This is a genomic window from Streptomyces tyrfis (assembly GCF_037034285.1).
In the GTDB taxonomy this organism is placed as follows: domain Bacteria; phylum Actinomycetota; class Actinomycetes; order Streptomycetales; family Streptomycetaceae; genus Streptomyces.
On the sequence record NZ_JBAGJZ010000013.1, the window covers coordinates 150,665 to 163,132 of the forward strand.

12 protein-coding genes and 2 pseudogenes are annotated in these 12,468 nt (G+C 70.2%); 6 read left to right on the top strand and 8 right to left on the bottom strand.

What is annotated here, in order from left to right:
• Positions 1-248 precede the first annotated feature (248 nt).
• Complete coding sequence (locus WA762_RS12945; protein ID WP_335935691.1) at positions 249-1,475, bottom strand: NAD(P)-dependent malic enzyme; 1,227 nt, start codon at positions 1,473-1,475, stop codon at positions 249-251.
• Between the two features lie 527 nt (positions 1,476-2,002).
• On the opposite strand from WA762_RS12945, the gene WA762_RS12950 reads away from it, so the two are divergent.
• From WA762_RS12950 to WA762_RS12960, 3 genes are read left to right on the top strand one after another with little or no spacing between them, the layout of a single operon-like run.
• The gene (locus WA762_RS12950) at positions 2,003-2,965 is read left to right on the top strand and encodes an ABC transporter substrate-binding protein (RefSeq protein WP_335935692.1); all 963 of its coding nucleotides are present in this window, start codon (positions 2,003-2,005) and stop codon (positions 2,963-2,965) included.
• Positions 2,966-2,992: 27 nt separating this feature from the next.
• On the top strand, positions 2,993-3,943 hold the full coding sequence (locus tag WA762_RS12955; RefSeq protein WP_335935693.1) for an amino acid ABC transporter permease: 951 nt from the start codon (positions 2,993-2,995) through the stop codon (positions 3,941-3,943).
• Entirely contained in the window at positions 3,940-4,707 is a 768-nt protein-coding gene (locus WA762_RS12960; RefSeq protein ID WP_335935694.1) for an amino acid ABC transporter ATP-binding protein, read from the top strand. Before WA762_RS12955 ends, WA762_RS12960 begins: the two co-directional genes overlap by 4 nt.
• A 233-nt stretch (positions 4,708-4,940) precedes the next feature.
• Here WA762_RS12960 and WA762_RS12965 read toward each other — a convergent pair whose 3' ends face one another.
• Positions 4,941-5,714: a class I SAM-dependent methyltransferase gene (locus WA762_RS12965; protein ID WP_335935695.1), complete on the bottom strand. Its 774-nt coding sequence runs from the start codon at positions 5,712-5,714 to the stop codon at positions 4,941-4,943.
• A gap of 73 nt (positions 5,715-5,787) precedes the next feature.
• Here WA762_RS12965 and WA762_RS12970 point away from each other — a divergent pair, with 73 nt between their 5' ends.
• On the top strand, positions 5,788-6,417 hold the full coding sequence (locus tag WA762_RS12970) for a CGNR zinc finger domain-containing protein (RefSeq protein ID WP_335935696.1): 630 nt from the start codon (positions 5,788-5,790) through the stop codon (positions 6,415-6,417).
• Here the strand turns inward: WA762_RS12970 and sodX are convergent.
• A complete protein-coding gene (gene sodX, locus WA762_RS12975; RefSeq protein ID WP_335935720.1) occupies positions 6,321-6,779 on the bottom strand; it encodes a nickel-type superoxide dismutase maturation protease in 459 nt (152 codons plus the stop codon). The two genes, WA762_RS12970 and sodX, sit on opposite strands and share 97 nt — an antisense overlap.
• A 204-nt stretch (positions 6,780-6,983) precedes the next feature.
• Between sodX and sodN the strand changes: the two genes are divergently transcribed.
• Positions 6,984-7,379, top strand: coding sequence for a superoxide dismutase, Ni (sodN, locus tag WA762_RS12980; RefSeq protein WP_073781898.1), 396 nt, complete (start codon positions 6,984-6,986; stop codon positions 7,377-7,379).
• Positions 7,380-7,386: 7 nt separating this feature from the next.
• Here the strand turns inward: sodN and WA762_RS12985 are convergent.
• Positions 7,387-7,674, bottom strand: a pseudogene (locus tag WA762_RS12985) (tyrosine-type recombinase/integrase); the annotation flags it as partial.
• A gap of 7 nt (positions 7,675-7,681) precedes the next feature.
• Between WA762_RS12985 and WA762_RS12990 the strand changes: the two are divergent.
• Positions 7,682-7,942: pseudogene (locus tag WA762_RS12990) on the top strand (DUF3631 domain-containing protein); the annotation flags it as partial.
• 854 nt (positions 7,943-8,796) lie between these two features.
• On the opposite strand, the gene WA762_RS12995 reads toward WA762_RS12990, so the two are convergent.
• The 4 genes from WA762_RS12995 to WA762_RS13010 form a co-directional block, all read right to left on the bottom strand.
• Positions 8,797-10,140, bottom strand: a complete 1,344-nt coding sequence (locus WA762_RS12995) for a hypothetical protein (RefSeq protein WP_335935697.1) — start codon at positions 10,138-10,140, stop codon at positions 8,797-8,799.
• Between the two features lie 118 nt (positions 10,141-10,258).
• Complete coding sequence (locus WA762_RS13000) at positions 10,259-10,804, bottom strand: HAD domain-containing protein (protein ID WP_335935698.1); 546 nt, start codon at positions 10,802-10,804, stop codon at positions 10,259-10,261.
• 36 nt (positions 10,805-10,840) lie between these two features.
• Positions 10,841-11,533, bottom strand: a complete 693-nt coding sequence (locus WA762_RS13005; protein ID WP_335935699.1) for a class I SAM-dependent methyltransferase — start codon at positions 11,531-11,533, stop codon at positions 10,841-10,843.
• A 1-nt stretch (position 11,534) separates the two neighbouring features.
• The gene (locus WA762_RS13010; RefSeq protein WP_335935700.1) at positions 11,535-12,446 is read right to left on the bottom strand and encodes a phosphotransferase family protein; all 912 of its coding nucleotides are present in this window, start codon (positions 12,444-12,446) and stop codon (positions 11,535-11,537) included.
• Positions 12,447-12,468 lie beyond the last annotated feature (22 nt).

The window sequence follows — 12,468 nt, forward strand, 5'->3', positions numbered from 1 at the left end:
CGGAGGCGGGCACGGAAGGGCGAAGGGCGGGGCGGGACGGCGGGCCCGCCCCAGACGCACCCCGCATCCGGGCACCCGCACCCGTCCCGCCCCGACTGCCCTGCCCCGCCCCGAAACGGACCCGGTCTCAGCACCGGCCCGCGCCCCGCCCCCGAAACGGACCCGGTCTCGGCACCGGCCCGCGTCCCGCCCGGAGCGGACCCGGCCACGACGCCGGGCCACGCCCCGTCCTGGACCGGAGCCCGGCGTCAGCGCCGGGCCACGCCCTCCGCGCGCGCCGCGGCGGCCACGGCGGCCGTCACCGCGGGGGCCACCCGCTCGTCGAACGGCGAGGGGATCACGTAGTCCGGCGCGAGCTCGTCGCCCACGACGTCCGCCAGCGCGTTCGCCGCGGCGATCTTCATGCCCTCGGTGATCCGGGAGGCGCGCACCTGGAGGGCGCCCGCGAAGATGCCGGGGAAGGCCAGCACGTTGTTGATCTGGTTCGGGTAGTCCGAACGGCCGGTCGCCACGACGGACGCGTACTTGTGCGCGATGTCGGGGTGGACCTCCGGGTTCGGGTTGGCCATGGCGAAGACGAACGCGCCGGGCGCCATCGAGGCGACGGCCGCCTCGGGCACCGTGCCGCCGGAGACGCCGATGAAGACGTCCGCGCCGGCCAGCGCGCTCTCCAGCGTCCCGGAGATCCCGGCCCGGTTGGTGAGCTCGGCCACCTCGCGCTTGACCTCCGTGAGGTCCTCGCGGTCCCGGCTGACGACGCCCTTGCGGTCGGCCACGGCGACGTCGCCGAGCCCCGCCTCCAGCAGGAACTTCGCGATGGCGACCCCGGCCGCGCCGGCGCCGGAGATGACGGCGCGCAGGTCGCCGAGCTCGCGGCCGGACAGCTTCGCGGCGTTGCGCAGGGCCGCGAGCGTCACGACGGCGGTGCCGTGCTGGTCGTCGTGGAAGACCGGGATGTCGAGCCGCTCCTGGAGCCTGCGCTCGATCTCGAAGCAGCGCGGCGCCGAGATGTCCTCCAGGTTCACGCCGCCGAAGGAGGGCGCGAGCCGGACGACGGTCTCGACGATCTCGTCCGCGTCGGTGGTCGCCAGCGCGATCGGCACGGCGTCGACGCCGCCGAACTGCTTGAAGAGGATCGCCTTGCCCTCCATCACCGGGAGCGACGCCTCGGGGCCGATGTCGCCGAGCCCGAGGACCGCGGTGCCGTCCGTCACGACGGCCACGACCTGCGACTTCCAGGTGTAGTCGTGGACCAGCTCGGGGTTCTCGGCGATGGCGCTGCACACCTTGGCGACGCCGGGCGTGTACGCGAGGGAGAGGTCGTCCTTGTCACGGACGGGGACGGTGGCTCGCACGGCCATCTTGCCCCCGCGGTGCAGGGCGAAGGCCGGATCGAACGGCTCGTCGGTGGTGCTGTTGCCGGTACTGCTGTCAGTGGTGCTGTCGCTGCGAGGATTGACGATCTCCGCTGCCATGGTGATGACCCCTTAAGTCTTTCATCGTGTGAGGGTGGCCACTCCTGGTTGAGGAGGGGTGGGCGGGCACCGCGTACGCGCCCTGCGCCCGGCGGTTGGCCCGCCCCGGCAGGGGGGAGATACATACGCGCGGGGCGCGCCGCACACGCGCCCTGAGCCCCGGATGAGGGGTGTAAAGGTCTTTCTTACCGGACGGACCGCATTACGGACGAGTCCATGACCACGCGGTGATGCGACTCATAGTCGGATTTCAGGACAAATCCAGCCGATCGACACGTGAAATTCACTGGCCGGGACACGCCGGAGATCCTCCGGCGCGCGAGAGGGACGCTCGCGGCGCGTCCGGCCCCGAGGGACCGGCGCCGCGGGTTTCGGGGATCGCCCGTCATCCGATTTTGACATGCTCAGGCCGTCGAGTGCACCGGCCGGAGCGCCAAGAGGCCGTAGCCACCGGGAGCGACGACATCCGGGACCGGATCGCGTCGTTCATCCCACGGCACCCCTTCGTCCGCTGGAGGATTCGTATCATGACCGGAAGCATCACCGGCCGCAGGGCCGCGAAGTCCCGGACGGCGGCGGTCGGCGCGCTCGCGGCCGCCGGTCTCGTGCTGCTGACCGCCTGCGGCGACCAGACCAAGGACGGACCACATCGTCCCGGCTCGACCAGACCCGTCGGCTCCGACTCCGCGGCCGCCGCCCTGCTGCCGCCGGAGATCCGGTCCAAGGGCGTGATCAGGGTCGGTTCGGACATCGCTTATCCGCCGGTCGAGTTCAAGGACGGGTCGGGCAGAACGGTCGGCATCGACCCCGACCTCGGCGCCGCGCTCGGCAAGGAGCTCGGCGTGACGTTCCGGTTCGAGAACGGCACGTTCGACACGCTGATCACCGGCCTGCGCTCCAAGCGCTACGACGTGGCGATGTCGTCCATGACCGACACCAGGGACCGTCAGAACGGCGTCGACTCCGAGACCGGGAAGAAGGTCGGCGAGGGCGTCGACTTCGTCGACTACTTCACCGCCGGGGTGTCGATCTACACCAGGAAGGGCGACGACCGGTCCATCAGGAGCTGGGCGGACCTGTGCGGCAAGAAGATCGCCGTGCAGCGCGGCACCGTCTCGCACAACCTGGCCAAGACCGAGGCGAAGAAGTGTCCCGCCGGCAAGACGATCGCGATGGAGACCTTCGACAACGACCTGGAGGCCCAGACCCGGCTGCGCAGCGGCGGCGCCGACGCCGGCTCGTCCGACTTCCCGGTGGCCGCGTACGCCGTGAAGACCTCGGGCGGCGGCAAGGACTTCCAGCTCGTCGGCGAGCAGGTCCAGGCGGCGCCGTACGGCATCGCCGTCGCCAAGGGCGACGACCGGCTGACCCAGGCCCTCCGAGCCGCCCTGGACGCGATCATCGAGAACGGCGCGTATGGCCGGATCATGGCCAAATGGGGTGTGGAGGCCGGTGCGGTGACCAAGGCGGAAGTGAACGGCGGTTCCTGACCGGTCCCTGCGCTGAAAGGCATTCCCGTGACTGACATCAAGAAGACGGGCCCGGCCGACCGGCCGCCCATACCCTCCGATCCGTCACCCGCCCCGCAGCCGATCAGGGCCGTCCCGGTCCGCCACTACGGCCGGTACGTCACCGCCGCCGTCGCGATCGCGGCCCTGGCAGCGATCGTCCGCGCCTTCGGCCGGGGCAGGATCAACTGGGGCGCGGTCCCCGACTACTTCTTCGACGACCGGATCATGACGGGCGTCGGCAAGACGCTGCTGCTGACCGCCCTGTCGATGGTGATCGGCATCATCGGCGGCGTCCTGCTGGCCGTGATGAGGCTGTCGCGCAACCCGGTGACCTCGTCGATCGCCTGGTTCTACATCTGGTTCTTCCGCGGCACCCCGGTCCTGGTCCAGCTGTTCGTCTGGTTCAACCTGGGACTGGTCTTCGAGTACATCGACCTCATGCCGCTCTACAAGGACTACTGGTCGAACTTCATGACGCCGCTGCTGACGGCGCTGCTGGGCCTGGGCCTCAACGAGGCCGCCTACATGGCGGAGATCTGCCGCGCCGGCCTGCTCTCGGTCGACGAGGGGCAGACCGAGGCGGCGCACGCGCTGGGCATGAGCCATGGCCGGACCCTGCGGCGGGTCGTGATCCCGCAGGCGATGCGGGTGATCGTGCCGCCGACGGGCAACGAGGTCATCAACATGCTCAAGACGACGTCCCTGGTGGCCGCCGTCCAGTTCTACGAGCTGTTCAAGTACGCCCAGGACATCGGGCAGTCGTCCGGCGCCCCGGTCGAGATGTACTTCCTCGCGGCGGCCTGGTACCTGATCATGACGTCCGTGCTGAGCACCGGCCAGTTCTACCTGGAGCGGCACTACGCGCGCGGCTCGACCCGCAGCCTGCCGCCCACCCCGCTCCAGAAGATCAGGGCCGGTGTGCTGTCCCTGGGCCGGCCGAAGGGAGGCCTGGTATGACGACGACCCCCATGGTGAAGGCCGAGGGCGTCCACAAGTCCTTCGGCGCCGCGCACATCCTCAAGGGCATCGACCTGGAGGTCGCCCCGCGCGAGGTGTTCTGCCTGATCGGCCCGTCCGGCTCCGGCAAGTCGACGTTCCTGCGGTGCATCAACCACCTGGAGAAGATCAACGCCGGACGGCTGTACGTCGACGGCGAACTGGTCGGCTACCGCCAGAAGGGTGACCGGCTCCACGAACTCCGGGACACCGAGGTCGCGCTGAAACGCCGGGACATCGGGATGGTCTTCCAGCGTTTCAACCTCTTCCCGCACATGACCGCGATCGAGAACGTCATGGAGGCTCCGGTCCAGGTCAAACGCGAGGCCAAGGCCGTCGCGCGGGCCCGCGCCGAACGGCTGCTGGACCGGGTCGGCCTGGCCGACAAGGCGGGGAACTACCCCTCCCAGCTCTCCGGCGGCCAGCAGCAGCGGGTGGCCATCGCCCGCGCCCTGGCCATGGAGCCCAAGCTGATGCTCTTCGACGAGCCGACCTCGGCGCTGGACCCGGAGCTGGTCGGCGACGTCCTGGACGTCATGCGCGGGCTCGCCGAGGACGGCATGACCATGATCGTCGTCACCCATGAGATGGGCTTCGCCCGGGAGGTGGGGGACGCGCTGGTCTTCATGGACGACGGCGTGGTGGTCGAGTCGGGCCACCCGCGCGAGGTCCTGACCGACCCGAGGCACGAACGGACGAAGTCGTTCCTGTCCAAGGTGCTCTGACCGGCCGAAGGCGCTCCGGGACCACCGCGGGGAGGGGCACGGGCCCGACCGGCCCCACCCCTCCCCGTCCGTGCCCCGTCCGTACCCCCGTCCGCGCCCCGCCCCCGCCACCCGCCTCAGGCCATCGCCCCGGACCGTCGGCCCAGGTCGTCAGCGCACGTCATCGGCGCACATCATCGACCCAGGCCATCGCCTCACGTCGTCGGCTCACATCATCGGCTCACGTCGTCGGCTCACTTCACGGCGAGCATCAGGGTGTCCGACGGCGACGCCCAGACCGCCCGCGCCTCGCCGAATCCAGCCTCGCGCAGCGTGTCGGCGTGCCACCGCGCGGACGGCATGTCTCCGTCGGCGTGCTCGCCGTAGATCCTGTACCGCTCTGCGGTCGGCCCGGCCAGCACCGGGTCCTCGGCCGCGAGGGCCCACCAGTCCGCCCAGTCCACCGCGCCCGCCGCCTTGGCGCGGTCCATCCGGGCGTGCCGGTGCGCGCGCTCGGCCGCGTTGATCCGGGGCGTGCTGGTGTCGATCATGTGGTCGGCGTTCATGAACACCCCGCCGTCCCGGACCAGCCCGCCGATCCGCCGGTAGAGGGCGGCCAGCGGTTCCGTGTGCAGCCAGTGCAGGGCGGTGGCGGTGAGGACGGCGTCGTACGAGTCGTGCGGCAGCCGCTCGGCCCAGTCGGGGTCCTTGAGGTCGGCGGTGACGAAGGTGACGCGCTCGTCGCCGTCGAAGGAGCCCCGGGCGATGGCGAGCAGCGCCGGGTCGAGGTCGACGCCCGTACTGGTCGACTCCGGGAACCGCTTGAAGAGCCGGTCCGTAATACTTCCCGTACCGCAGGCGAGGTCGAGGACTCTCGGCCGGGGCCCCACGAAGGCCTCGACCATGTCGAGCATGACCCGGAATCTCTCCTCGCGGTCGGGCATGTACCACTCCTGCTGGCGGTCCCAGCTCTCCTGCCAGGCCGCCCAGTCAGTACGTGCAGTCGTTTCCGCCACAGGAACCTCCATGTAATACCCTGGTAGCGCGAAAGCCTGTTACATCGCGTGCACCGACTTTAGACCCACTCCGTAAGGACTACAAGTGGAACTGGCCTATTACTCGGACTATGCCCTGCGACTGGTCAACACCGAGGAGCCGGCCCGCGGCAAGGACTCCCTCACCTCCGTCGAGGCGGTACGCGAACTCTTCGGCGTCAACCAGCAGGCGGCCCGGCGCGCCGCCGACGCGGACGTGACCCGCTTCCGTTCCGTGCGGGCCCGGCTGCGCGCGGTCTTCGAGGCGGCCGACGGCGGCGACGAGACCCTCGCCGTCGACCTGCTGAACTCGCTGCTGCTGGAGTTCCCGGTCAGCCCGCAGATCTCCGGGCACGACTTCCGTGACGAGGACGGCAAGCCGGACTGGCACATGCACCTGGCCGACCATCCGTCGAACGCGACGGCGGGGTACGCGGCCATCGCGGCGATGGGGCTGGCCTTCCACCTCACGGAGTACGGCGTGGACCGGCTCGGGCTGTGCCAGTCGGCGCCCTGCCGCAACGCCTATCTGGACACCTCGACCAACCGCTCCCGCCGCTACTGCTCGGACCGCTGCGCGACCCGCGCCAACGTGGCCGCCTACCGGGCCCGCAAGCGCCTGGAGACGGAACGCGCCGCCGAGAGCGGCCGCACCGCCGAGAGCGCCCAGGCGAGCACCCCGCGCACCGACCGTTGATCCTCCTTCAGCGGCCGGTACCGCAGCCACGCCCTGGCCAGCACGAAGTCCTCGGGCACCGTGCCGTAGTCCGTGCTGTCGCCGCCCGCGAACGCGTTGTCGGCCAGCACCCACCAGCCGCCCCGGCGCCGCTCGGCGGCCCGTTTGACGATCAGCAGGTCCTGCTGGAACGGGTGGCGCAGGATCACCACGTCCCCGGGGCGCACGGGCGCCCCGTACCGCACGAACAGCCAGTCCCCGTGGTGCAGCGTCGGCACCATCGAGGGCCCCGTCACCTCCACCACCTGGAACGGCACCCGCCCCGCCGGCCCCGGCCCGGGCCGCTCCCGCAGCGGCTCCGGCACCTCCGGCACCTCGCCCATCCCTCCGGCACCTCCCCGGTCCATCCCGCTCCGTCCCGTCCCGTACGTCCAGTACACCGTCCCGTACAGCGTCGCGTACATTCGGCCACTGGGCCCAGCCTCACCCCGGACTTTTGGCCTAAGCCCATGGGGGCACCCACGAAAACCGGTCTCTCACGGAGTAATGTCCCACCTGAGAAGACGATCACGAGGAAGGACAGCTTCATGCTTTCCCGCCTGTTCGCCCCCAAGGTGAAGGTCAGCGCCCACTGCGACCTGCCCTGCGGCGTGTACGACCCGGCCCAGGCCCGCATCGAGGCGGAGTCCGTCAAGGCTGTGCAGGAGAAGTACCAGGCCAACGAGGACCCGCACTTCCGGGCCCGCGCCACGGTCATCAAGGAGCAGCGCGCCGAGCTGGCCAAGCACCACATCTCGGTGCTGTGGAGCGACTACTTCAAGCCCCCGCACTTCGAGAAGTACCCCCAGCTGCACCAGCTGGTCAACGACGCCCTGAAGGCCCTCTCGGCCGCCAAGGCGTCCACGGACCCGGCGACGGGCCAGAAGGCGCTGGACTACATCGCCGAGATCGACAAGATCTTCTGGGAGACCAAGAAGGCTTGATCTCCCTCTAGGTGGCCTGACCTGCACTTTCGCGGGTCGTGCCGCTTAGCTGTCCGCACCCGGTCCGCAGGCCGCCGAGCACGGCGTCCATGACGGTCCGGGTGCGGTCTTCTTCCCCCGGCCACAGGTGCGCGTAGATCCGCAGCGTGATGACGGCGGATGCGTGCCCGAGGACCAACTGCACCTGCTTGACGCTCGCACCGCCGGCGATGAGCGCGGAGGCGTAGAAGTGCCGCAGGTCGTGGGTGACCATGTGCGGCAGCTCGCCAGCCTTGCGGCCTTCCCGCTCGGCGGACGAGCACGCCGTGCACCAGCCGATGATGACGGTGAACACCTCGCCTGCGGTGGTGTTCCGTGTCATCGGCAAGAACCCGCCAACGCTGCTGGTGGACGAGGCCGACACCATCTTCGACCCCAAGGCCGGCGACAAGGAGGACCTGCGCGGCCTGCTGAACGTCGGGCACCAGCACAACCGGCCCGCCTGGCGGATCTCCGGGCCGGAGCACAAGCCGACGGCGTTTCCCACCTTCGCCATGGCCGCGCTCGCCGGGATCGGCGACCTACACCGGCCCCGCACGCACCCGCTGACCTACCTCCCTGGTCCGCATCACTCCGTCGCATCCGTCCCCGCGCAGGTCAGCGCGGGGACGGAGTCCCTTGTCGATACGGATCACTCCGTACCTGCGACTGCATCCGTGCCTCTCCTGACCATGCGCAACGGATGCGACGGACGTGACGAAGCCCCACCCCACACGACTACCGGAGCGCCACCATGCCCGAAACGAGCACCGACAATGCCCCCACCCGCCGCCGCAAGGGGCTCTTCGGCCTGCCCCGCCGATCAGGAGCAAGCTGGAGCGAACGAGCCTCTAACGGGCTTCGTCCGCGCTTACCCCCGCCCCAGGGGTGGCGGAGGAGAAGGCCGAGCGCCAGGCGGCACCCCAGCCGGGGGAGGGCTTAGCCGAGACCAGTTGTCCGCCCGCGTCCGACTCCGTCGCCTCGCGTACTCAGCCGCCGGCCGTCATCCAACCGCCCGCCGAGCAGCCCTCCTGGCGGGATCCCGACGCCCCGCCCCACGCCTCCTGGCCGAGGTGGGCGCCCAGCGAGAGCTCGACAGCGCCGAGCACCCTGCCGAAGTCCTCAACTGGCGCATCGTCGCCCTGCCGAACAAGCGGGTGCAAGTGGCTCGCAGGCGAGGCAGCGTCAGCGACGCCTCGTTTATGCCCACCGCGCTGCGCCCTCCGGCCACACCAGTGACCATCAGGTCCCGAGAGCGCAGTCGGCACCACTGACCGATTCAGATGCCCTCGCCACGTTTCGTGGCTCCCTTTCGGATCCCGCTCGACGAACTGCAGCTCGGCGTCCGGAGCACCGTTGTGTGGGGCCAGTGCCCCGGAGGGACACTGGCCCCACATTGTTACGACAGACCCGGGCGAATCGCCCGACTTGGTGAGCCGACGAGTTCGACCATGGTGGTTGCCGTTCCGGACACATGCTGGGCGTCGCCTGCGTAGGTGACCGTGTACTGGGCGTACATGTTCCAGTCGGGCGGAGTGTCACAGAAGCCAAAGGTGCCGTCCCGTCGGATCCTCACGTCCGGCAGCTCCAGGCCGTTGCGCGTCACCTTGACCTTGCCACCCTTCGGGAAGGGAACCATGGAGGTCAGCTTCCCCGTTACGGTGACCGGCGTGCCGACGGGGTTCGTCTTCGGGGCGGACATAGTGATCGTGCTGGACGCCTTGGCCAGGTCGGAGACGACGTCGAGAATGACCTCGCCGGAGTAGGGGAATCGAGTGGCGAACAGCCTGCTGCCGTCGGGCGCCCAGGCCAAGCCCCGGTCGAGCAGATCCATGTACGGCCATGACAGCGCCACCGTGCGGTACGCGGTGGTCTCTCCGGGACGGTAGATGTAGACGTCCCAATCCCCTCCCGCCACGATCCCCGCGGCGACCGTGCCGTGGGAGTCGACGGCGACGGAATTGGGGTAGGGGCCGGTGTCGTACCGAACCTCTTCCGTCAAGTCCGACAGGCGCCACCGCTGGTGATAGTAGTCATAGCCATCCGCGGTGATCACACTACCGCCGTCCGGCGTCACCGCGAGGTCTTCGACGTCGCCGACGGCGTCGCTGTAGGCGGTCTCCCGAAGCGTGCCCGAGTCCACGTCGTAGACGCGCATGCCGGCCATGCCCTGACTGTCCGCGGCAACAAGCCGGTCGGGCGCGCCCGGCGACGAGGCGAGTCGCGGCTTGCCGTACCAGACGGGGTTGTCGTCCAGGGTGACACTTGGGGTCGCGTCGGCGATAGCAACCGACCCGATGCCAGCGTCGAAGACGGTGGCCTGATAGCTGAAGAAGAGTCGGCCGCCGGCGAGGGCGAGGTTCTCCGGTTCGGTGTCGGCCCCAGTCGAAATACGCTGCGTCTCGGTCAAGGTCGCGACGTCGATCACGGCGATCGCGTCAGCGTCCGGGAGGGCCACGTACAGGGTGGACTCGTCGGCGGACTCGGCCATGCCCCGCGCCCCGTCGAGACCTTCGACCTTCTTCACGACCTGTCCGTCGTGGTCGGTGGCCAGCACCGCGTCATCGCCGGGCGCGCTGATGTAAACATGATCACTGTCGGCGAGGGTCTGCCAGTGCGACCGCACGGGCAGAACGATGCCACCCCGAGATTGTGCCGCTGCCGTGCCGGGAGCACCGAGCAGATTGAGCGACGCCGTCGCTATCACCAGTGCGACACCCGCCGCGCGTCTTCGTATGCGCATTTGACGGCTCCTTCGAGTAGGGATCCGACCGCGCGGACGCGATCGGCGAAGCAACTGTATTGATTCTCAATGGCATTGAGCCCGCAGGGTGATCACGTGAGGGATTCACTTCCACTCCTCAGGCCGCCCGAGCTGTGGGTAACTGCGAGGCCCACGTCCGGACCTTGGTCAGGTGCTCGGGCCGCAGCCCGAGGTGCGGGTCGGGCTGAACGAGGAGGGTCGCTGTTCCCTTGGCGGTGCGCTCCGTCGCCCAGGTGTGGTCGAGGCCGGTGAAGTCGTCGTCGATCCAGACGGCGGGGGCGTCTGCCAACCAGGCATCGACGTGGTCGCGTTTCCACAGGTAGCCGTTGGGGTGGCTGGTGGTGATCTGGGGACGCGGCAGGTCGACGTGCGGCAGAGGCGGGAGGCCGAGGAGCGGTCCGATCAGGGTGGTGGCGTCCTGCCGCCAGCTGGTGCACCAGACCGGAGTGACGAGACCCGCACTGATCACGTCCATGAGCATGGGGCCGTGGGCAGGGTCGAGCCAGACGGTGACCGGGTTGTCGGCGCTCCGGCCGGTGGGGACGACATCGTGGCGGGCGTGGGTGGCCGGGGTCGAGCCGTCCGCGTCGGGGAAGGGTATGAGGACGCCGTCGATGTCGAGGAGCAGGTAAGGCGGGCGCATCGGTTCCTCCAGGGGGAAGCCGGGGCGAATGGTTGGTCAGAGCTTGCGGGCGCGGATCAGCAGGGTGGTGGGCCAGTGGCCCATGCGGGGGTCGTGGAACTCCTGGGCTGAGGTGAGCCAGAAGCCCGCCTGGCTGAGGTGCTTCTCCCAGCGGCCGGTGTCGAACTCCCATCGGGCGATGGGGAGCCGGGTGCGGTCGGGGAGGGTGACGTGGTCGCGGCGGGGACGGTCGTCACCCGAGGGGCTTCGACCGCCGCGCTGCGGATGGGGGACGGAGAAGGCGAGCACCCGGACGGGCCCGAGGCGTCGAGCGATGGCCGGGAGCAGGAGCTCGGGGGCGACGAGGCCGACGGCGCCGAAGACGGAGTAGACGGCATCGAACTGCTCGTCAGAGGCGTGAAGGCAGTGCAGGGCGTGGCCGGCGGCGAAGGTGAGGTTGTTCAGCCGTCCGTAGTGGGAGCGGGCGCGGCGGACCTGGAGGCCGACCAGGTCGACGCCGGTGACGTGGGCTCCGTGTCGGGTGGCGAGGTGGGCGGCGTTGTGGCCGGGGCCGCAGCCGAGTTCCAGGAGTCGCTTGCCACGCGGGTCGGGGCCGAGGATCTCGGCGCCGGGCCCTTGGCCGGGTCTCGTGGTCCATTCCATCCGGGCAGGTACGGCCAGGGGTTCGGCGAGTCCGGCGGCAGTGCGCTGGAGGGCGTGGGCGTGCCAGGGGGATGCCTGGGCGAGCACGTCAGATCTCCAGGAGGTGGAGGACGTCGGTGAGGTGGCGGCGGACGGCCTTGATGTAGGCGGGGTCGGTGGCCGGGTCGTTGATCCAGCGGATGGACTGTTCCATGAACCACTCGACGGCCCACATGCGGTGCCAGCCCAGGGCCCAGTTCTCGGCGGTGAGCCCGCCTCTCGGGGCGAGGGCGTCGGGGGTGCCGCCGGCGGTGACGTACTGCTCCAGGAAGACGCGCAGGCGCACGGGGTGCGGGGGCTCGATGGTGCCGTGCCAGCTGGCGAGGTCGAGCAGGCCGGGGCCGGTGAAGGCGCGGGCGAAGTCGAGCAGCCGCCAGCCGCGCTCCCCGATGTGGAGGCTGGTGGGGTGGAACTCGGAGTGCACCCAGCCGAACGGTTCCAGCGTCGCTCCGGCCGAGCGGGCCTCGGCGGCCTGGGCGATACGGTCAAGCGCGTCCTCGACGTCGTCGGCGTCCTGCCACCGGTGGCCCTTGCGCAGCCGTTCGAGGTGCTCCAGCGCCCGGGCCGGAAGTGCACGCAGGCGCTCCTGGCCGAGAATGGGCAGGGGCGGAGCCGTACGGGTGCCGTGCAGGACCACGGCCGCGGCGATGCCGTCGAGGTCGTCGGCCTCGCGGACGGACGGTCCGAGGTCCTCCATGAGCATGCCGAGCCAGCCGTCCAGGACGGCGGAGGCGTGGACCTGAGGGACGGGTACGCCGAGGGTGCGGGCCAGGCGGAGGGCTTGGTCCTCGCTGTCGAAGGGCTTCTTGGCGTACTTGAAGATGGCCGTGGAGCCGTCGGGGAAGGTGACGCGCTCGACGCCGGACATGGACCACACGCGCACCTCCTCCCGTACGGCGGTGGTCTGGCCGGTCGTGGTGAGCAGGTTGTCGAGGAGTTCGGCGCTGGGGTTCGTGGTCACGGGAGGACTCCGGGGGATGGTG